This is a genomic window from Micromonospora sp. C95 (assembly GCF_018070465.1).
Classification (GTDB): Bacteria; Actinomycetota; Actinomycetes; order Mycobacteriales; family Micromonosporaceae; genus Micromonospora.
The window spans coordinates 1-19,956 of the sequence record NZ_JAGPXT010000005.1 but is presented as its reverse complement, the minus strand read 5'-3'; the positions used below and the strand labels follow the sequence as shown (position 1 = coordinate 19,956).

Annotated in this window: 20 protein-coding genes; 13 read left to right on the top strand and 7 right to left on the bottom strand. The window is 72.0% G+C overall.

Features of this window, described 5'->3' with window-relative positions; translation table 11 throughout:
• Position 1: 1 nt before the first annotated feature.
• Both KBX00_RS07920 and KBX00_RS07915 read right to left on the bottom strand, forming a co-directional pair.
• Complete coding sequence (locus KBX00_RS07920) at positions 2 to 871, bottom strand: polysaccharide deacetylase family protein (RefSeq protein ID WP_210824829.1); 870 nt, start codon at positions 869 to 871, stop codon at positions 2 to 4.
• A 72-nt stretch (positions 872 to 943) separates the two neighbouring features.
• Complete coding sequence (locus KBX00_RS07915) at positions 944 to 1,687, bottom strand: response regulator transcription factor (protein WP_210824827.1); 744 nt, start codon at positions 1,685 to 1,687, stop codon at positions 944 to 946.
• Positions 1,688 to 1,934: 247 nt separating this feature from the next.
• Here KBX00_RS07915 and KBX00_RS07910 point away from each other — a divergent pair, with 247 nt between their 5' ends.
• From KBX00_RS07910 to KBX00_RS07895, 5 genes are all read left to right on the top strand, one after another.
• Positions 1,935 to 2,963, top strand: coding sequence for a hypothetical protein (locus tag KBX00_RS07910; protein WP_210824824.1), 1,029 nt, complete (start codon positions 1,935 to 1,937; stop codon positions 2,961 to 2,963).
• Between the two features lie 162 nt (positions 2,964 to 3,125).
• Positions 3,126 to 3,860 (top strand): DUF2993 domain-containing protein, encoded by a 735-nt coding sequence (locus KBX00_RS07905; RefSeq protein ID WP_210825251.1) that lies wholly within the window; start codon positions 3,126 to 3,128, stop codon positions 3,858 to 3,860.
• A gap of 72 nt (positions 3,861 to 3,932) precedes the next feature.
• Entirely contained in the window at positions 3,933 to 4,010 is a 78-nt protein-coding gene (locus KBX00_RS29800; protein WP_311202345.1) for an Ms5788A family Cys-rich leader peptide, read from the top strand.
• Between the two features lie 210 nt (positions 4,011 to 4,220).
• Positions 4,221 to 5,069 (top strand): sulfurtransferase, encoded by an 849-nt coding sequence (locus KBX00_RS07900; protein WP_210824822.1) that lies wholly within the window; start codon positions 4,221 to 4,223, stop codon positions 5,067 to 5,069.
• A gap of 1 nt (position 5,070) precedes the next feature.
• The gene (locus KBX00_RS07895; RefSeq protein WP_210824820.1) at positions 5,071 to 5,406 is read left to right on the top strand and encodes a DUF1416 domain-containing protein; all 336 of its coding nucleotides are present in this window, start codon (positions 5,071 to 5,073) and stop codon (positions 5,404 to 5,406) included.
• A 255-nt stretch (positions 5,407 to 5,661) separates the two neighbouring features.
• Here the strand turns inward: KBX00_RS07895 and KBX00_RS07890 are convergent, their stop codons facing one another.
• Positions 5,662 to 10,038, bottom strand: coding sequence for a S8 family serine peptidase (locus KBX00_RS07890; protein ID WP_210824818.1), 4,377 nt, complete (start codon positions 10,036 to 10,038; stop codon positions 5,662 to 5,664).
• Between the two features lie 288 nt (positions 10,039 to 10,326).
• Between KBX00_RS07890 and KBX00_RS07885 the strand changes: the two genes are divergently transcribed.
• Complete coding sequence (locus tag KBX00_RS07885) at positions 10,327 to 10,866, top strand: winged helix-turn-helix domain-containing protein (protein WP_210824816.1); 540 nt, start codon at positions 10,327 to 10,329, stop codon at positions 10,864 to 10,866.
• 12 nt (positions 10,867 to 10,878) lie between these two features.
• Entirely contained in the window at positions 10,879 to 11,739 is an 861-nt protein-coding gene (locus tag KBX00_RS07880) for a hypothetical protein (protein WP_307868255.1), read from the top strand.
• 21 nt (positions 11,740 to 11,760) lie between these two features.
• Here the strand turns inward: KBX00_RS07880 and KBX00_RS07875 are convergent, their stop codons facing one another.
• The 3 genes from KBX00_RS07875 to KBX00_RS07865 form a co-directional block, all read right to left on the bottom strand.
• Positions 11,761 to 13,812 carry an amylo-alpha-1,6-glucosidase gene (locus tag KBX00_RS07875; RefSeq protein WP_210824814.1) on the bottom strand — a complete coding sequence of 684 codons (2,052 nt, stop codon included), beginning with the start codon at positions 13,810 to 13,812 and terminating at the stop codon, positions 11,761 to 11,763.
• A complete protein-coding gene (locus KBX00_RS07870; RefSeq protein WP_210824812.1) occupies positions 13,809 to 14,189 on the bottom strand; it encodes an SCP2 sterol-binding domain-containing protein in 381 nt (126 codons plus the stop codon). The genes KBX00_RS07875 and KBX00_RS07870 overlap by 4 nt, the downstream gene beginning before the upstream one ends.
• Before the next feature lie 94 nt (positions 14,190 to 14,283).
• The gene (locus tag KBX00_RS07865; RefSeq protein WP_210824810.1) at positions 14,284 to 14,658 is read right to left on the bottom strand and encodes a DsrE family protein; all 375 of its coding nucleotides are present in this window, start codon (positions 14,656 to 14,658) and stop codon (positions 14,284 to 14,286) included.
• A gap of 12 nt (positions 14,659 to 14,670) precedes the next feature.
• Between KBX00_RS07865 and mtfM the strand changes: the two genes are divergently transcribed.
• Both mtfM and KBX00_RS07860 read left to right on the top strand, forming a co-directional pair.
• Positions 14,671 to 14,775 (top strand): small membrane protein MtfM, encoded by a 105-nt coding sequence (gene mtfM, locus KBX00_RS29160; RefSeq protein ID WP_046570768.1) that lies wholly within the window; start codon positions 14,671 to 14,673, stop codon positions 14,773 to 14,775.
• Positions 14,776 to 14,897: 122 nt separating this feature from the next.
• Complete coding sequence (locus KBX00_RS07860; protein WP_210824809.1) at positions 14,898 to 15,491, top strand: FABP family protein; 594 nt, start codon at positions 14,898 to 14,900, stop codon at positions 15,489 to 15,491.
• Positions 15,492 to 15,553: 62 nt separating this feature from the next.
• On the opposite strand, the gene KBX00_RS07855 is transcribed toward KBX00_RS07860, so the two are convergent.
• Positions 15,554 to 16,402 carry an aminotransferase class IV gene (locus KBX00_RS07855; protein WP_210824807.1) on the bottom strand — a complete coding sequence of 283 codons (849 nt, stop codon included), beginning with the start codon at positions 16,400 to 16,402 and terminating at the stop codon, positions 15,554 to 15,556.
• 68 nt (positions 16,403 to 16,470) lie between these two features.
• Here KBX00_RS07855 and KBX00_RS07850 point away from each other — a divergent pair, with 68 nt between their 5' ends.
• The 4 genes from KBX00_RS07850 (at position 16,471) to KBX00_RS07835 (ending at position 19,933) form a co-directional block, all read left to right on the top strand.
• Positions 16,471 to 16,899 carry a Fur family transcriptional regulator gene (locus tag KBX00_RS07850; protein ID WP_164448517.1) on the top strand — a complete coding sequence of 143 codons (429 nt, stop codon included), beginning with the start codon at positions 16,471 to 16,473 and terminating at the stop codon, positions 16,897 to 16,899.
• Entirely contained in the window at positions 16,896 to 18,008 is a 1,113-nt protein-coding gene (locus KBX00_RS07845; protein WP_210824805.1) for a folate-binding protein YgfZ, read from the top strand. Before KBX00_RS07850 ends, KBX00_RS07845 begins: the two co-directional genes overlap by 4 nt.
• Before the next feature lie 44 nt (positions 18,009 to 18,052).
• On the top strand, positions 18,053 to 18,880 hold the full coding sequence (locus KBX00_RS07840) for a 3-keto-5-aminohexanoate cleavage protein (protein ID WP_210824803.1): 828 nt from the start codon (positions 18,053 to 18,055) through the stop codon (positions 18,878 to 18,880).
• Positions 18,881 to 18,973: 93 nt separating this feature from the next.
• Entirely contained in the window at positions 18,974 to 19,933 is a 960-nt protein-coding gene (locus tag KBX00_RS07835; RefSeq protein WP_210824801.1) for an asparaginase, read from the top strand.
• The last annotated feature ends 23 nt before the right edge of the window (positions 19,934 to 19,956 follow it).

The window sequence follows — 19,956 nt, the reverse complement described above, 5'->3', positions numbered from 1 at the left end:
GTCACAGTCCGCGCGGTGGCAACGCCTGAACCTCGAACCTGCCGGCCAGTTCGGGCAGGATCCGGTACAACGCGTTCACGGTGCCCTGACGGTCGCCACCCGCGTCGTGCAGCAGGACGATCGAGCCGGGTCGTGCCTCGTTGATCACGGAGGTGGCGATCCGGCTCGCGCCCGGCGCCCGCCAGTCGGACGGGTCCAGCGTCCAGTGCAGTGGCGCCATCCCGAGGTCCCGGGAGACGGAGATGACCGAGTAGGTCCAGGCCCCGCCGGGCTGTCGGTACCAGGCGATCGGCGCGTCAGGCACCGCGGCGCGGATCGCCTGGCTGGTCCGCATCAGGTCGGCACGGATCCAGTCGGCGGACCGGGCGCCCAGGGCGACGTCGTGGTCCCAGCTGTGGTTGCAGAGCGTGTGCCCCTCGGCGACGATCTGCTCGACGAGCCACGGGTACGCCTGGGCGTTCTTGCCGACCACGCAGAAGGTGGCCGTGACGTGGTAGTCCCGCAGGATCGCGAGAACCTGAGGGGTGTAGTCGGGATGCGGCCCGTCGTCGAAGGTGAGCGCGACACCGGCGGTGCCGGTGCTCACCCGGGTACCCATCGGGCCGATGTTCGGGTCCTGCTCCTGCGGGTCGGCGCGCTGCGACCCGTCCGGCTCGGCGTCCGGCGCAGGGGTGCTCTCGGGTTCGGCCTCGATGGCGGACTGGTCCGCGTACTCGGGGTGGTCGGCGCCGGTCGCGGTGACGGCGGTGTCGGTCCGCGACGCGTCGGGCACCAGGCCCCGTCCGAGCAGGTACGCCGAGCCGAGCACCGCTGTCACCACGAGCGTGATGATGCCGACGGCCCGTGCCGTCCCCACCTGGTTACCGCCCACCAATGCCCCCCGCTGGTCAACTGGCAGTCACCATAAGACTCGCGAGTCGACCAAAAGGGGCATATAGGAATTTCAGCCTTCGACGGTGAGGGCTCGCATCGGCAGCGGCGTGTGCTCGGTGGTCTCCGGTAGGGTGCGCGAGGACGGCACCACGAACTTGTACCCCACCTGCCGAACGGTGCCGATCATCGACTCGTACTCGGAGCCGAGCTTGGCGCGCAGGCGACGCACGTGCACGTCGACCGTCCGGGTGCCACCGAAGTAGTCGTAACCCCACACCTCGCGCAGCAGTTGGTCGCGGGTGAACACCCGACCCGGGTGCTGGGCGAGGAACTTCAGCAGCTCGAACTCCTTGTAGGTGAGGTCGAGCGGGCGGCCCTTGAGCTTCGCCGCGTAGGTGTCCGGATCGATCATCAGCTCGCCGGCCCGGATGGAGCCACCCGCACCGGCGGTCGCGTTGCTCAGCCTGCCGACCGCCAACCGCAGCCGGGCCTCCACCTCGGCGGGGCCGGCCGAGGCGAGGATCACGTCGTCGACACCCCAGTCGGCGTTCAGCGCGATCAGGCCGGCTTCGGTGACCACCGCGACCAGCGGTACGCCGAGCCCGGTGGCGTGCAGCATCCGGCAGGTGGCCCGGGCCTCGCTCAGCTCGGAGCGGGCATCGACAAGCACGGCGTCCGGGCTCGGGCCGGCGACCAGGGTGCGGACATCGCGGGGTGCGGTGCGCACCGAGTGCGGCAGCAGGTCCAGTGCTGGTAGCACTGCGGATGGTTCGCCTGCCCGTGCGGTCACCAACAGCAGGATCTCCACGATCACCTCCGTCCCGGCGGCCGTTGCGGCCGCGCGCGACCAGCGGCACTCCTGCGGGGTGTGGCGCTGGGAACTTCCGTGGGTCCCGGCGTCGCTGACGGGCGGGTTTCGCCGTTGAGCGTAACCGATTCCTCGCCTACGACCTTGGCGCGGTTTCCTCTTTTGCCCCATCTGCCCCTGATCGCGGCTCAGGTTTTAACGTCGTGGAAACGCTGGCACCCGCGATGTGAGGTTGGTCTGGCACGATCGGTGGGTGTTTCCCGCCAACTCGCCCGAGCCCGGCCGTGACCCGTGGACCGAGGACCCGTCCGCCCCGGGCGGCCCGGCGCCGCGTACCGGTCCGGCGGTGGAGGTCGACGAGCGGCGCTCGCGCGGCCCGCGCCGGCTGCGCCGCGGCGGTTCGGCTCGCCGCCCTGACGACGAGACGGACGCCGACGACGAGGAGGCGGAACCGCCGGTCGAGGTACGCCGGCAGATCTCGCTCGCCATCGGCGGTTTCGCCGCGCTGCTCGGCCTCGGCCTGGTGGTCGCGGCGCAGACCTCCAGCCCCGGGCACCGCCTGCCGTTCGCCCTCGTGGTGTTCGCCGTGCAGGTGTTCTTCCTGCTCGCCTGGACCATGGTCACTCGGCCACCGGCGCTGGCGGTCGTCCTCGGGGTGGGCACGGTCACCGCGTTGGCGGCCGACGTGGTGGCCGTACGGACGGCCGAGGCCCGGTTGGCGCCGCTGCTCTACATAGCGGTCGGCGGGGTGCTCGCGGCAGTGCTCGGGCAACTGGTCCGACGGGTGGACCGGGTCCGGGTGACCGACTCGCTGCGGACCACCGCCACCACCGTGTTCGGAGTCGTCGCCTTCGCCACGCTCATCGTGCTCACCCGGATCCCCGCCGGCACCCAGGCGATCGCCGTCTGTCTGACCGCGGCCGGGGTGGCGCTCGTCGTCGCCCGGGTGACCGACGCGGTCGCGGCCTGGCCGCGACTGGCGCCCCAGGTGCCCAGGGGCGCGGCGGGAGTGGTCGGCGGCGCGATGGTCGGCACGCTGATCAGCGCGCTGCTCGGTGGCTACCTGGTCACCCCGTTCACGCCTACCCGGGCCGCGATCATCGGCCTGGCGGCGGCCGTTGTCGCCGTGCTGGCCGATCTCGCCGTCAGCTACGCGGAGGCGGGCCGGCTGATGGCCGGCGAGGTGCCGTCGGCCTGGGCCGCACGGCACGTGCAGGGCCCGCTGGGCGGCTTCGCGATGGCGGCACCCGCCGCGTACCTGATGTGCCGGTTGCTGCTCTGACAGCCCGGTGCGCGGCGGCGCGATCCGGTCGTGCGCGATTGAGAAATCCGGACCACGGGTACCACCGGTCCACCGCTGGCGGCATCGAGGTACGACGAGACAGGAGGCGGCGTGGAGCAGACGCAGGTGTACGAACGGCGACCGCGGCGACGCGGGCGCAAGATGTTGATCGGGTTCGTCGTCCTGCTGCTCGTGCTCGCCGGACTCATCGCCATCGCCGACCGGGTGGCGGCGTCCGTGGCCGAGCGCACCATCGCCGACGAGGTGCGCCAGCAAGTCGCCCAACAGAACGCCCAGTCCTCGCCACCCGAGGTCGAGGTGGGTGGTTTCCCGTTCCTCACCCAGGTGCTCGACGGCCGGTACGAACGCATCTCGATCAAGCTGCGGGACGTGCAGGCCTCGGTACAGGGCGACGCGGTCGCGCTGCCCAGCCTGGATGTCGACGCCCGGAACGTGCGTGCCTCGCTGGACACCCTGCGCACCGGCCAGGGTGAGGTGGTGGCCGAGACGGTCAACGGCACCGGCACCGTCAGCTACCAGAGCCTGTCGGCCCTGCTCGACCGGGAGGGGCTGACCCTCGGCGAGCGGGACGGGCAGCTCGCCGTCACCGCCCCGGTGGACATCCTCGGCCAGCGGCTGACCGTCACCGGCACCGCCGACATCGTCGTCGGTGAGCAGGGGCAGGTGGCGCTGAAGTTCGACGACCTGGACGCCGAAGGGTTGCCGGACGTGCCGTTGGCCCGCGCCCTGGTGAGCAACTTCGCCCGCAGCATCTCGGTCGACGTACCCCTGCCGGAGTTGCCGTTCCAGCTCACCGTTCGCGAGGTCCGACCGCAGCCGCAGGGGCTGACGGTGACCGCCGACGCACGGGACGTGCCGATCAACTCGGCCGGCTGACCAGCGGCCCGGCGTCCCGGATGCTGGTCGGTCCGATAGAGAGTTCTGGGATCGCTGGTAGGCTCCCTGCTCATGGGGACGCTCCTCACCAAACGGCGCGCGGTCGACCTGTGCCGCGTGGCCACCTGCCTGTGTCGCCCCGTCATCTGACGGCGGGGCTGTCTCGGGCCGCCTAGCGGCCAAGGCACTCGGGGCACGCGTACCTGTTCCCGGTGCACCCCACCGGACGCCCGGCAGCGGCGCCGTCGCACGAACCCGTGATCCGTTCCGAGCTATGGGTCCCGCGCGTGGTGCGACACCTTCACATTTCACGACCTCCGCGCGCTGGCTCACCATCCATCCTCAACAGGGAGTGATCTGATGAGTCGCGACACCGCACTCGTCTCGGCCGAGTGGGCCGAGAAGAACCTCGACGCCCCGGGCGTCGTCTTCGTCGAGGTCGACGAGGACACCTCGGCCTACGACTCCGGCCACATCGCCGGTGCCATCAAGCTGGACTGGAAGACCGACCTCCAGGACCCGGTCCGCCGGGACTTCGTCAACAAGACCCAGTTCGAGGCGCTGCTGTCCGAGCGGGGCATCAGCAACGACGACACCGTCATCCTCTACGGCGGTAACAACAACTGGTTCGCCGCGTACGCGTACTGGTACTTCAAGCTCTACGGCCACCGCGACGTCAAGCTGCTCGACGGTGGTCGCAAGAAGTGGGAGCTGGACGCCCGTCCGCTGGTCACCGACACCGTGACCCGCCCGGCGACGCAGTACGTCGCGGGCGAGCCGGACACCAGCATCCGGGCTTTCCGGGACGAGGTCGTCGCCGCGATCGGCACCAAGAACCTGGTCGACGTACGCAGCCCCGACGAGTACGCCGGTCGCCTGCTCGCCCCCGCCCACCTGCCGCAGGAGCAGGCGCAGCGGGGCGGCCACATTCCGACTGCGATCAGCGTGCCGTGGTCGAAGGCAGCCAACGAGGACGGCACCTTCAAGTCCGACGACGAGCTGCGCAAGATCTACGGTGAGGCCGGGCTGGACGACAGCAGGGAGACCATCGCCTACTGCCGTATCGGCGAGCGCTCCTCGCACACCTGGTTCGTGCTCCAGGAGCTGCTCGGCCACGACAACGTGAAGAACTACGACGGATCGTGGACCGAGTACGGCTCGCTGGTCGGGGTGCCGGTGGCGCTCGGCGACGAGCCGGGGGAGGCCTGAGATGACCGCACCCACCGCAGCAAGCACCGCCGCCGGTTGCGCGGCCCCCGACCAGGCGGCCCCGCTGCCCGCCGGCCTCGACCTGGAGCGGGAGACCGTCATCACCGGTGTCGTCCGCTCGGTGCAGGGCGAGGCGGTGGCCGGCGCGTACGTCCGGCTGCTCGACTCGACCGGTGAGTTCACCGCCGAGGTGGTGACCTCACCGGCCGGCCAGTTCCGGTTCTTCGCCGCGCCGGGTGCCTGGACGTTGCGCGCGCTGTCCCGCCAGGGCAACGGAGACACCACCGTGACCGCCGGCCGCGGCATCAACGAGGTGACGGTAACCGTCACCGACTGACCCCACGTCGAACGGCGGGTGGCCCGCATCCCTCCCAGGAGGAATGCGGGCCACCCGCCGTCTGCACCCCGCCCCGCGCACCGCGCCGTGCTGCCCCGACGAGCAACTTCGCTGATGTTGCTGCCTCGGCGCCGCCGGATGCGGCACTATCCCCGAAACTGCGGCGAGTACCGGGCGAGGGGCGGTGTTGGCGGGAGTTGTGGGCGGGGCGCTGGCCCGTGAGGACCGGCGCCCCGCCGTGTGGGTCGGGTCGGGTCAGATGCCGGTGGCTCTGGTGCAGGTGGAGGCGGGTTCCAGGGCGAAGTCGAGCGTGCCGACGATGCCCGCCTCGATGCGGTGGCGCTGCACCTGCGGCACCCAGCCGTCCTTGGCCACGATCACCTCGTAGCGGCCCTTCGGCAGCCACCAGGCGTAGCGGCCGCTGGCGTCGGCCGTGAGGGTCGTTCCGGTACCGGCCGAGATCAGGTTCACCCGTACCGTCGCCGGGATGCCGACCGTGACCCCGCCGCAGGTGGTGCCGGTGACGGTGCCCCGGATCTTGCCCCAACTGGCCGGCGGCGACACGTTCATCTCCACCGCGACCGGGGTCACCGGGTAGGGGCTGTCCGAGGCGATGGCGAGTTCGCCCGCGTACCGGCCGGGTTGGGCGACGCCCGCCGCCTCGGTCGCGGTCAGGGTGACCGTCACCGTCCTCGACTCGCCCGGCGCGAGGGTGAACGTGGCCGGGGACGTGTCCAACCAGGGCAGGTCCGCCTCGGCTGCGCAGAGTTCCAGACCACCGAGCCGCTCACTGTCCGCGCTGCCCACGAAGGAGGTGGGCGAACCGCCGATCTTGTAAGCGCCGCAGGTTGCGGCCCCTCGGTACCGGCTGAACCGGACGTTGGGCAGGTCCCGCCAGGCACCGGTGACCGGGTCGAAGCCGACGGTACGGTTGGTGACCGCCGTCGAGCCGTCGGTCACCCCGCCGGCCAGCACCAGCAGCCCGCCGGCGGCCGCGTACTGCGAACCCCACAGCTCCAGCGGGAGTTCCGGCAGCGGGCTCCAACTGTCGGCAGCGGGGTCGTACCGGTAGGCGTCGGTGTACTCGGTGCTGCCCGTGCCACCGGCGCAGTAGACCGAGGCACCGATGCCGCCGCAGGCCAGCCACGACACCGGGTGCGGGTAGGCGGCACCGGTGCTGAACGAGCCAGCCGCCGGGTCGAACACCACGAGTCCGTCGCTGTCGGTACAGGTGGCGTCGGCGCAGCCACCCACCAGGTACACCTTTCCGCCGACCACGGCCGAACCGGCCGCCGCGACCGGAGCCGGGTTGGTCGCTCCCGGCAGGGTGCTCCACGTTCCGGCGGCCGGGTCGAAGACGTCGACCGTGGCCACGGTGGCGTCGTCCGCGCCCCAACCGCCGATCACATAGAGCTTGCCGCCGACCGCCGCCGCGGCGGGCTTGGAACGCACCGTCGGCAGGTCGGGCAGGGCGGTCCAGGCGCCGGGCCCCGGGTCGTACACCCAGGCCTTGCGCTCGGTGCCGGTGCCACCGCCACCACCGACCGAGTAGATCTTCCCGTCCAGCCAGGCAGCGGCGTTGTCGAAGATCGCCGCCGGCAGCTTGGCGATCTCGCTCCACGCCTCGTCCTCGGCGACGATCGCCTGCGGTGTCACCCCGCCGTACGCGGTGCCGGTGCGGGCCTTGCTGATCCCCTTCACCTTCTGCTCCCGCAGCGGCGCGCCGGCGCGCCTGAGCAGGTCGAACTGGCCGGCGCGTTCCAGCAGGTCAACGCTGGCCGGCGCGGTACCGGTGTTGCTGACCGTCACCCGGGTGGTGCGGGTGCTGCCGTACGGCTGATGTGACTCGATCGACGTCGGGCTGACCGTCAGCCGACCGGCGGCGAGGGCGAAGTTGGCCCGCTTGACCCGGTCGGCGGTGACCGTCACCTCCTTGGTGAGCGGCGCGTACGGGGTGCGCTCGGCGGTGAACGGATGGGTGCCGGTGAGCCCGGAGAAGAGCCAGTAGAAGCCGTCCGGCTCGGCCGGATCCTGGGGCGTGGCCGCCGAGACCGCCCGGTCCTCGGGACGGTGGTCACTGGCCACCGTCACGCCGTTGAGCGGGTCGCCGGTGTTGCGGTCGGTGGTGGTGCCGACCACCAGCCCACCGGGCACGGGCGAGCACTCGCGGTTGACCACCGCCACGTCGTCCACCTGCCACCACCAGGCGAAGGTGCCCTTGAAGCGGAAGCGGACAAGTGCGGACGCGGCGTTCGCGGCCGGGTCGAGCGGTACCTCCTCGACCCGGGGACCACGGCGGCTGGCGGTCTGGTGCCAGACGTTTGTCCAGGTCGCCCCGCCGTCGGTGGAGACGTCGATGTCGGCGGTGTCACTGATGCCGACGGCGCGCCAGTCGCTGCGGAACCGCAGTACCGGTGCGGCGGTCGTGGACAGGTCGATCGGCGGGGCGATCAGGTCGGTGTCCTGCGTGTTGCCGGAGCCGAGGGCGTCGCTGTCGATGATCGCGAAGCCGCCGGTTCCGCCGGTGAGGTTGCCCCGGGAGCGGGGATCGTCGAAGACCCAGCCGCCGGAGGCGGTGCGGTTCTCCACCCGCCAGCCGGGTGGTGCGCTCGTCGTGTCGAAGCTCTCGGTGAGCAGCGGCGTGCCGAACTGTGCCGTGTAGCCGGCGGCGGTGCAGGCGGCGTCCACGGGTACCGCCACGTTGACCTTGGTGGCGTCGCCGCCCACGGCCACCTCGCGGGTGACGACGCGGTAGCCCGGGTACTGGGCGGTCACGGTCAGCCGGTACCCGGTGTTGCCGGGCAGGGTGACGGAGTAGCGGCCGGTGACCGGGTCGGTGAAGATCGGATCGCCGGGCCGTCCCGCCACCTCGATCTTGGCGTACAGCGGCCAGCCGTGCCCGGAACCGTCGGTGACCTTTCCGCTCACCGTGACCGCCGGGGTGGCCAGCAGGGCGAAGTCCTGGTCGACGGTGCCGCCGTCGGGCACCGTCACGGTCGCCGACTCGTCGGCGTAGCCGTAGGCGCTGGCCGTGAGCGTGGTCTCGCCGGCCGGCAGGGTGAGCGTGTAGCGCCCGTCGGCGTCGGTGGTGGTGCTGCGGGTGCCGTCGGTCACCGTCGCGCCGGAGAGCGGGTCGTCGTCGCCGGAGTCGGTGACCACCCCGGTGACCCGGCCGACCGCTCCCCGGGGTGCGTCCCGCACCGCCGCGTACGCGTCGAGCCGCCCCTCACCGAAGACGTTGTTGTCCGCCGGGGTGCCGCCGCAGGTGGTGGCATCGACGTCGCGGGCCGTACGGTCGAGCAACTCCTCGGTCGCGGCGAGGTCCCCGCGCAGGCCCGGTGCCGCCGCCCAGAGCAGTGCCACCGTGCCGGAGACGTGTGGCGCGGCCATCGACGTGCCGTTGAAGGAGGCGTATCCGCCGTTGCGGACGCTGGACCGGACGTTGCTGCCGGGCGCGGCGATGTTCGGCTTCAGCGGGTCGGTGCCGGAGCCGCGTCCGGAGAACCCGGCGATCACGTTGTTCACGTCGTACGCGCCGACGGCGTACGCGTTGGTGTAGTCGCCCGGTGAGCCGGCGCTGCCACAGGCCGGTCCGTCGTTGCCGGAGGAGAAGACGGGGAACATGCCGGCGGCCCGCCAGGCGGCCACGGTCTGCTGGTACCAGGGGTCACCACCGTCGCCGCCCCAGGAGTTGTTGACGATGTCGGGCCGCAGGTCCGGCCGGGGGTTCTGGCCGTTGGCGTCGGTGGGGGCGAGCACCCACTGACCGGCGGCCAGCAGCGAGGCGTCGGAGCAGTTGTTCGACTCGCAGCCCTTGGCGGCGATCCACTTCGCACCGGGGGCGACGCCGATCTGGTTGCCCGCACCGTCGTCACCGACCATGGTGCCCATGGTGTGCGTGCCGTGGTCGTTGTTGTCGCAGGGCGCGGTGCCGGTGCACACGCCGGCCGGGTCGAACCAGTTGTACGCGTGCTCGAAGCTGCCGCCGCCGAGGTTGCCCCGGTAGGAGGCGACGAGGGCGGCGTGGTCGTAGCGCACGCCACTGTCGATGTTCGCCACCACGACGCCCTCGCCACGGGTACCGAACTCGTCCCACACCCGAGGCGCGCCGATGTTGGTCAGGCCCCACTCGACCGCGGCGGTGCGCGCCCGGGCGGTTTCGGTTTCGGTCGGCCGGATCAGGGGGTAGCTGCGGCTCGGCTCGATCCGGGCCACCTCGGGTCGGCGGGCGATCTCGTCGAGCAGCGCCTTGTCGCCCTCGACCCGCACCGCGTTGGCGATCCAGTACGCGGTGTGCGGCACCTTGCGCTCGTCGAGCAGCGTCCGCAGGTCGCGTTGGGTACGGCTGGCCGTGGTGGTGAGCAACCGGTGCACCTCGCCCGCCCGGGCGTCGGGGTCGGGCAACCGGGCGGCCTGCGCCAACGGCGCGGTGTCGGCCAGATAGACCAGGAACGGTGCGGTCGACGTGGTGCCGAGCTGGTCGAGCAGCGCCGGGTCGACGGCGGCCCGGTGCGGTGCCGTCGGTTGGGCCGGCGCGGCGAGCGCGGGCTGGCCGGTGACGGCCAGCACGGCGGTGGTCAGCACCGCCACCGCCCGCCATCGTGGCGACCGGGTGGATGGTCGTGTGAACAATGTTCCTCCCCACGTCGTCGGTCCCGATCCGTTCGGGCCCGCACACCCGCGCGCCGCGACGCGGCGGCGCGCAGCGGCCGGGGCGATGTGGGTGGCCGGTGGTGGTGCCTCCGCCCGCTGAAAGTCATGCTCTTGCCCCGACCGTCGGTGATCAATGGAAGCCGTCGGTCAGTACTCGGTCAGTGACGAGGCGCGATCCTGACCGTTAGGCTGAAACCGGGTGCCATCGGTGACCGTCACTGGCGATCGGTGGGAGTCGCAGGTCCGGGGTGCCCTGGGGGAGGCGTCGTGTCCGGTACAGAGTTTCCGATCCTGGTCTGCGTCAGCTCCGACGCCACCGTCCGGCAGCGGGTGGTGCAACGGCTGGAGGGGGTCGGGCCGGTGGTGATCTGCGCAGACCTGGCCCAACTGCGGGCGGTGTTTCCCACCCCACCGACGGAGTCGGGCGGGTCCGGCGACGAGCCGGCCGAGCGTCCCCCGGAACGGTCGGCGACCTGGGGGGACCTGGTGGTCGACCGGGCCGGGCACCTGGTCACCTGGCGCGGCGCGCCGCTGGGGCTGACCCGCACCGAGCGGGAACTGTTGGCCCGGCTGGTGAGCCCGCCGCTCACGTTGTGGAGCTACGAACGGCTGTTCGCCTCCGTCTGGGGCGGTGCCTACCTCGGTGACACCGCGATCCTGCACTCAGCGGTGAAGCGGCTGCGCCGCAAGCTGCGGACGCTGTCCAACGGGCCGCAGGTGCAGACCGTACGCGGTGTCGGCTACCGGTTGAGCGGGCCGCCGGAGGCCGGAGACGGGCGTCTCGACGGACGGTCGCACCAGGCGTGACACGATGGCCGGGTGAGCAATGCCGTCCACACCGAGCACCCTCCGTCGACCGGTCCCCGACCACCGACCACCGGCTCCCGGCTGCCGCGTTGGTTGATCGCGGCGACGGCGGCCTGGGCGGTGCTGCTGGCCGGTCTCACCTGGATCTCCTCGGCCGAGGATCCGCCGACCGTCCGTGAGCAGCGCACCCTCACGCAGGCCGGGCCGGTGGTCGACGGCGCGATCGGTGAACTCGTCGCGGCGGCCGGCGGCGGTGTGCCGGCACTGAGCCCACCCGAGGTCGACCGGGGCTGCCGGATCAGCCCGTTCGCGGACGGCGCGACGCTTACCCGCGCGGTCGATCTGGCCGCGCCGGTGGGTGAGGAGCGGGCCCTGCTGGAGCAGATCGCCGAGCGGCTGCCCGCGCGGTGGCGGGCCGGTGTCCGGCTCACCCCGGACGGCCCCCGTCTGCGCGGCGACGCGGGCGAGTTCGTCACCGTGACCGGGCGGCCGGCGACCGACGGCCGGATCCGGTTCACTGTCGACACCGGGTGCCGGCCGGTGGGTGACGGCTACGACGGCGCCGGGTCCGCCCCGGCCGGCCCGGAGGTCGACGTGCTGGCCGAGGCGGTGCGGGTGCTGAACGGCCGCGACGGCGCTCCCGAGTCGGTGACCAGCGCCCCCTGTCCCGGTGGTGCGACGGCCCGTACCGTCCGGTCCGTCGTCGAGCCGGTGGCCACGGCGCCGCAGGCCACGCTCGCGCCGCTGGCCAGCGGCACACCGGTGGTGGAAACCCCCGAGGTGTACGCCTACCGGCGCGACGGCGTCGCGGTGCTTGCCGATTTCCAGCCGGACCGGGTCGTGGTCTCCGCGACGACGGGTTGTGCCGGCTGAGCCGCACCCCGTCGCGGCCGCTCAGTCAGGTCGGGCCGGCCCCTGGTCGCGACTGCGACCCAGCGCGTCGACCCGGCCCCACCGGCCGGGGATGTCCAGCAGTTCCACCCGGCCCATCCCGGCCGGCACGTACGGGTCGATGATCAGGTGTTCGCCCTGCGGTTCGAGTCCGAGCATCACCCGCAGCAGCAGCAGCGGGGTGCCCGCCGACCACGCCTGCGGGCTGCACGCGGTCGGGTACTCCACCGGGTAGTCGGTCAGGTCACGTTCGTAGCCGGCGAAGGCCTCCGGCAGCCGGCCGAAGAAGTAGCGGGACGCCGCGAACATCGACTCGCAGATCCGTCCCGCCTCCTCCCGGAGACCGTACTTCCACAGTCCCCACGCGATGATCGAGTTGTCGAACGGCCAGACGGTGCCGACGTGGTAGCCGATCGGGTTGTATCGCCCCTGGTCGTCGGCGAGGGTGCGGACGCCCCAGCCGGAGAAGAGTCGGGGACCGAGCAGGTGTTCGGCGACCCGTCGGGCCCGGGACTCGTCGACGATGCCGCTCCAGAGCAGGTGCCCGATGTTGGAACTGAGCGCGTCTACCGGGCTGCCGTCGGAGTCCAGGGCCAGCGCGTAGTACTCCTTGTCCGGCAGCCAGAAGTCCCGGTTGAAGCGTTCCTTCAACTCGGCGGCCTCCCGTTCCAGCCGGTCGGCGTACACCGGGTCGTTCCAGCACAGTCGGGCCAGTCGGGCGCCACGCAGCTTGGCGTCGTAGGCGTAGCCCTGCAACTCGCAGGTCGCCCGGGGGAAGCTCGGCAGCCGACCGTCGGAGTAGCAGATCGCGTCCCAGGAGTCCTTCCAGCACTGATTCTCCAGGCCGACCTGGGGGCTGCGGGTCTGGTACCAGACGTACCCCGTGCCGAGCAGGTCGCCGTACGTGTCGATCCAGGTCAGGGCGGCCCGTACCGAAGACTCCAACCGTTTGACCAACTCGACGTCACCGGTCCACCGCTCGTACTCGTCGAGCAGGATCACGAACAGGGCGGTCGAGTCGGCCGAGCCGTAGTAGGGCGAGTGGGGTTGTTCCTCGAAACCGGCGGACTCGCCGTAGCGCAACTCGTGCAGGATCTTGCCCGGCTCCTCGTCGCGGAAGTCGTCCACCCGGTGGCCCTGCAGCCCGGCCAGCATGGTCAACGTCGGCGGGATCAGATCCGGCACGAACGGCAGCACCTGAAGCGAGGTGAAGATGCTGTCCCGGCCGAACAGTGTCATGAACCACGGCAGGCCGGCGGCCATCAGCCGGACGCCGAGCGCGATCGACTCGTACCGCAGCGCGGCCAGGTCGTTCAGGCTGCGCCGGTACGCACTGGCCATCGGTTCGCGGTCGCAACCCAGCTTGGGTGCCTGGGCGACGAACTCGGCGTGTTCCGCCTCGATCGCCGGCGTCGTGCGGCTGCCCGCGAAGGGCAGCAGCGCGCGGACGTCCTGACCGCGGGCGCCGTAGATGACGCTGGTGACCGTCAACCGGGTGGTCCACTCGCCGTGCGGCCCGATCCGGATCGGAAAGGTCATCCCGCGGCGGTCGACCTGGGCGGCGGCACTGCTCCGAATCGTCGTCTCGCGGTGGAACGCGTCCCGCCGGTAGGTCAGCCGGAGCGAGTTCTCGCCGGGCGCGGCGGTGTTGTGCCCCTTCTTGCTCTTGGTGTCCTTGATCTCGAAGATGTCCGCGAAGTCGGAGGCCATCTCCATCCGGACGGTGAAGCTCATCTCCTGCCCGGAGTGGTTGAGCACGGTAAGTTCCTCGGACAGGTCGCCGCTGATCGCCCGACTCCTGATCACCGAGACCTTCGCGTCCAGGAAGTGGGTCGGTTCGCCGGGTACCAGGAAGTAGCGGGTCCGGTGGGACTCGGCGTCGTCGATGGAGAGGGCGTGCAGCCGCTCTCCATTGATCAACAGCAGCCAGGTGGACAGGAACCGGGTGTCGAAGGCGAACAGCCCGGTGGGAAAGTCCAGCGACGGCTCGACATCGCCACGACGGTCGCTGACCAGGAAGGTGTTGCCGTCAAGGATGCTGACCAGTTCCTTCACCGAGTCCACCTGGCGTGCTCGCGGGCGACCTCGCGCGGATCCCGGGTGCCGGGCGGGGACGGGAAGAACAGGCGGAAGGCGAGGAAAAGCACCACGTCGCCGCGGAAGGTGCTCTCGTTGCGGAACACCGCGGAGATGGCCTGTGCACGGCCGGTGACCAGCTGGTCGAACAGACCCACGCCGCAGTACCAGGTCGCGTCGCCCGGGTCCGCGCCCTGATCGACCTCGGCGGCACCCGGCCGCATCCGGACCAGCCAGTGCTCGGTGCGGTGCCCCTCGGACAGGTCGATCCGCAGGGTGCCCGCGACCGGAGCGCGGAGGACTTCCGGGGCACGGGCCGGCAGGGTCGCGAAGAACTGCTGGGTCGCCTCGGTCACACCCGAATCGTAGGCATTCACCCGACTTGTCGGGCGGGTTCCGACGCCTTCCCAGCCAGGACGCGGGGGGCCCTCCCCGACACTGTTCGGCGAGTCAGTAAACGAGCGCCTGCGCGCCCTCGGCCATCGTCTCCTCGACGAAGACCGCCGCCCCGGCGATCCGTACGCCGGGGATGACGTCGCCGGAGTCGATGTCCCGGCGAGCGGCGCACTGGGTACAGGCCGTCACCGTGCCGGTGGCGAGGATCACGTGCAGCAGTTCGGCCAGCGGAGCCGAGTGCGGTAGTTCGAAGTTCTGCGCCCGGCCGGGCAGCGCGAACCAGGTCGACTCCCCGGTCAACCAGAGTGAGACGGGCACCCCGGCGGCAGCCGCGGTGGCCGCCACGGTGAACGCCTGGGCGCACCGTTCCGGTGCGTCGGCACCGGCGGTGGCCTTGACGACGAGAGTGCGGGCCATGCCCGCCAGCATAGGATGACCCGGATGGTCACCGAGATCGGGTTCGTCAGCCTGCTGGTCGCCGGCCTGGGCGCGCTCGCCGGTGGCCTGGTCTACCTGGCGGTACGGATATCGAGAGGCAAGTGGTGATCCGGTGAGTGCGAGGAGTGAGCCGGTTTTGCGAGCCCCGCAGTCGCGAACGAAGGTGGTCCGGTGAGTGCGAGGAGTGAGCCGGTTTTGCGAGCCCCGCAGTCGCGAACGAAGGTGGTCCGGTGAGTGACGACAATCCGTTGGCGCCGCCGCCCTGGCTGAACGCACCGCCGGTGGAGGCGTACCCGTTCGAGGAGAGTCACGACCTGCGGGTCGGCCCGAAACTGCACCCCACGCTCGACGGCCTGCTGCCGTACGTCGGGGTGTGGCGGGGCCGGGGACGGGGCGGCTTCCCCACCATCGAGGACTTCGACTTCGCCCAGGAGATCCGGATCAGCCACGACGGGCGGCCGTTCCTGCACTACGAGTCTCGGGCGTGGATCCTCGACGAGCAGAGCCGGCCGGTGCGGCCGGCCGGCCGGGAGGTCGGCTGGTGGCGTCCGGTGCTGGACGGTGACCGGGCGACCGACGAGTTGGAGGCCCTGTTGACCACCCCGACCGGCGTGATGGAACTGCACGTCGGCCGGCGCAAGGGCACCCAGGTGGAGTTCGTCACCGACGCGGTGGTGCGTACCTCCACGGCCAAGGAGGTCACCGCCGGGCACCGTCTCTTCGGCATTGTCGAGGGTGCCCTGCTCTACGCGCAGGACATGGCCGCCGTCGGCCACCCGCTGTCCCCGCATCTGTCCGCCCGCCTCGTCCGGGTCGCCGGCTGAGCCGCCCGCTCCGAAACGGGTCTGCCGGGGCCTCGGCTCGGGCGCGCGGCGAGAACGCGGCCTCAGGGCAGCGGAAAGCCGAGCAGTTCCTGCAACGGGCGGGTCAGCGGGCTGGGCGGCAGCGGCTCGGCGTCGAGGGTGTGCACCGCGACCAGACCGCGTACCGACGAGGTGAGCCAGACCCCGTCGGCCTCGCGGAGGTCGGTGGGGGTGACCATGCGTTCGGCGGCCCCGCAGCCGACGTCGGCGCTGTGGGCGAGCAGCCAGGCGACGGTGGTGCCGGGCAGGATGCCGGTGCGTCGGGCGGGGACCGTGCACAGCGTCTCCCCGGCCAGCCAGACGAGGTTGGCGGTCGGGCCTTCCAGGGCGTACCCGTCGGAGGAGATCCAGAGCACGTCGTCCACGCCGGCCCGGGCGGCCCAGCGCCGGGCGGCGCTGCTCGCCCCGTACGACGTGGACTTGATGCCCGCCGGCAGCCAGTCCAGGTCCGGACGGGCCTCGGCGGGCACCCCCAGGGAAAGGGTGGCCACCCGCACGCCGTCGCGCCGGGCCTGCCGGGCCGTGGCGGGCACCTCCGAGAGGGTGGCGTACACGGTGGGTGGGCCGCCGCTCTCCGGCCCCCGGGTGCAGATCAGCCGCAGCGCGCCCTCCACCTCTGCGGGCCAACCGGCGGCCACCTCGTCCAGCAGCTCGACCAGGGCGTCATCCGCCGGCAGGGTCAGCTCCACGGCCGCCGCGCCGGCCCGCAGCCGGGTCAGGTGCTCCTGGCGCAGCCAGGGCCGCCCGTCGCGTAGGTGCATGGTCTCGAAGAGTCCGTCGCCGCGCAGCACGCCGAGATCGTCGCCGCGCAGCACCGGCTCACCTGTCGGCAGCCGCCCGCGACCCAGCACGCCGATCCGCGAGGTCACCACGGAGGCCGAGCATAATGCGGTGCCGATCGCGCCGGGAGGTACGCGCCGGCCCGAACTATGATCGGGGGGTGTCCGAATCCTCCCTCGCGGAACTGCTCCGCGCCCGTGGGCTGCGGCTGACGGCGCAGCGACAGCTGATCCTCCAGGCGGTGCTGGACCTGGGGCACGCCACCCCCGAGCAGGTGCACACCGCCGTACGCGAGGTCGCCGCCGGGGTCAACATCACCACTATCTACCGCACGCTGGAGCTGCTGGAGCGGCTCGGCCTGGTCACCCACACCCACCTCTCGCACGGTTCGCCGACCTACCACGCCGCCGGTGAGGACCAGCACGTGCACCTGGTCTGCCGCGAGTGCGGCGCGATCGACGAGATGGATCCGGAACTGATGCGCCCGCTCTCCGACCAACTGGCCGGGGAGCGGGGTTTCCGGGTGGACATCGGGCACGTCTCCTTCTTCGGCCTCTGCGCGCGGTGCGGAAACGGGGAGCAGACATGATCGACATCGCGGGCGCGGTGGCGGTGGAGAGCATCGACGAGGCCAGCCGCGACCAGCCGGAGCCGGCGCACGCCGCCGCCGGGGTGCGGGGCGTGGCGGCGCACTACGGCGACCCGATGCGCGAGCAGCGCCAACTGGACACCGAGGTCGGTCTGGTGGACCGATCGCACCGGGGAGTCGTCGCGGTGCCGGGCGCGGAGCGCATCTCCTGGCTGCACACCCTCACCACCCAGCACCTCGCCGAGTTGGGCCCGGGGCAGGGCACCGAACTTCTCGTACTCTCGCCGCACGGCCATGTCGAGCAGCACGCCATGGTGGCCGAGGACGGCGACACCACCTGGCTCGACACCGAGCCGGGGGCGACCACGGGGCTGCTGACGTACCTGGAGAAGATGCGGTTCTTCAGCCAGGTCGATCCCCGGGACAGCACTCCCGAGCACGCACTGCTGTCGCTGGTCGGGCCGAAGGCCGCCGAGGCGGTGGCCCTGCTCGACGTGCCGCCGCTCGCCGAGCCGGACGTGGTCGGGCTGCCCGGCCCGAAGTTCCGGTCGGGTGAGCTGCCGCTCCGCCCGACCGCCCGCTACCACGTGCAGCCGCTGCCGCAGGGCGGCTGGGCCCGGCGCGGTCCGCTCGGCGTGGACCTGCTGGTGCCCCGGCCCGCGATGGACCTGGTGGTCGAGCGGCTGCGGGACAATGGGGTGCCCCCGGCCGGGCTGTGGGCGTACGAGGCGGTGCGGGTGGCTGCCCGGCGGGCCCGGGTCGGCGTCGACACCGACCACCGGACGATCCCCGCCGAGGTGAACCTGATCGCCCCGGCCGTGCACCTGGACAAGGGCTGCTACCGGGGACAGGAGACGGTCGCCCGGGTGCACAACATGGGCCGACCGCCGCGCCGACTGGTGCTGCTGCACCTCGACGGGGTGGCCTCCGACCAGCTGCCGGTCGCCGGCAGCCCGGTGACCATGGACGGCCGTACGGTCGGCTTCGTCGGCACCGCGGTGCTTCATCACGAGCTGGGCCAGGTGGCGCTCGCGGTGGTCAAACGCTCGGTGCCCGACGACGCCGCGCTCCGGGTCGGCGACAGCGCCGCCGCCATCGACGCCTCGTAGACGCCGACGCCACTGGTGGTCGGGGGCGCTCTAGGATCGCCGGCATGACGACAGGGACGTTGATCACGGTTGCCCCCACCGGCGCGGAGTCGGCGAAGACCGAGGTGCCGGCGCTGCCGGTGACCCTCGACGAGCTGCTGCTCACCGCCAAGGAGTGTGCGGCGCTCGGTGCCTCCGTGATCCACGTGCACATCCGCGACGACGAGGCACGACCGACCCTGGATGCGGGCCGGCTCCGCGCGACCGTGGCGGCGCTGCGGGAGAGCACGGATCTCATCGTGCAGCTGTCCACCGGAGGCGCGGTCACCGACCCCGAGGCCGACCGGCTCGCGGTGTTGGACGCCGCACCGGACATGGCCTCCTGCACCATGGGTACGGTCAACTTCGGCGACGACGTCTTCCTCAACCGGTGGGAGTTCGTCGTCGAGCTGCACACCCGGATGCAGGAGCGGGGCATCGTGCCGGAGTACGAGATCTTCGATCTCGGTCACCTCAGCGCCCTGCAACGCCTGTTGGGCAAGTACGGCCTGCCGCATGGCGGTCACGTCCACGTCGACTTCGTGATGGGAGTGCCGGGCGGCATGCCGGGCACCACCGCGACGCTCGTCGCGGCTCAGCAGATGCTCCGGGACCTGCCGGAGGGCACCACCTTCTCGGCGACCGGCATCGGCCGGACCAGCCTTCCGGTGTTGCTCGCTGCGCTCTCGACCGGTGGTCACCTACGGGTCGGGATGGAGGACACGGTCACGTACGCGAAGGGCCGTCCGGTGGAGTCGAACATGCAGCTGGTCGCGCGGGCGGTCGGCTTCGCCCAGCTCGCGCAGCGCCCACCGCTGAACACCGCCGAGGCTCGGGAGCTGCTCGGTTTGTAAGGCACGGGTCGCCCGGCGTTCTTTACCCCCGGAGGTGGAGTACCAGCTCACCCCGGGGTGAACGCGGCCGGACACCTCGGTACCGTCCACGTCGTGGGAAAGACGTACGAGGGCGGTGTGCCGCTCGCCGAGGTGGTCCGGTCCGGTTTCGTGGAGGGCGTGCACCGTGGCTCGGTGGTGGTGCTCGACAGCACCGGCGCGCCGCTGGCCGCCGCGGGTGACGTCACCTCGCCGATCTTTCCGCGCTCGTCGAACAAGCCGATGCAGGCGGTCGGGATGCTCCGCGCCGGGCTGTCGCTTGCCGAACCGGCCGACCTGGCCATCGTCGCGGCCAGCCACGCGGGGGAGGAGTTCCACCTGGCCCGGGTCGCCGGGCTGCTCGCCGGTGCCCGGCTCGACGAGGAAGCCCTGCACTGCCCGCCGGAGTTGCCGGTGGGTGATCTCGCGCGAACGACCGTGCTGCGGGCCGGCGGCGGTCCGACCCGGCTCCAGATGAACTGCTCCGGCAAGCACGCCGGGATGCTGTTGACCTGCCGGGCCGCCGGGTGGCCGATGGAGGGCTACTGGCGTCCCGAGCACCCGCTCCAGCGGTCGCTGCGCGACACGGTGGAGGAGTTCACCGGCGAGGAGGCGGTGGCCGTCGGGGTGGACGGCTGCGGTGCCCCGGTGCTGTCCGCGTCGCTGACCGGACTGGCCACGGCGTACCTGCGGATGGTCGCCGCCGACGGCGACAGCGGAGCGGGGCAGGTGGCCGGCGCGATGCGGGCCCACCCCGAGGTGGTGGGCGGTACCCAGGCGGACGACACCCGACTGATGCGCGGCGTACCCGGGCTGCTGGCGAAGATCGGCGCGGAGGGTGTCATCGCCACGGCGCTGCCCGGCGTCGGCGCCGTGGCGCTGAAGATCGACGACGGCGCCGGCCGGGCCCGGATGCCGGTCCTGGTCTCGGCCCTGCGCCGACTCGCCGTCGACGCGCCGGTGCTGACCGAGTACGCCGAGCTCCCGATCTTCGGCGCCACCCTCCCCGTAGGCGCCACCCGCCCCCTCTGGTAACCCACCCCACCCCACCCCACCCC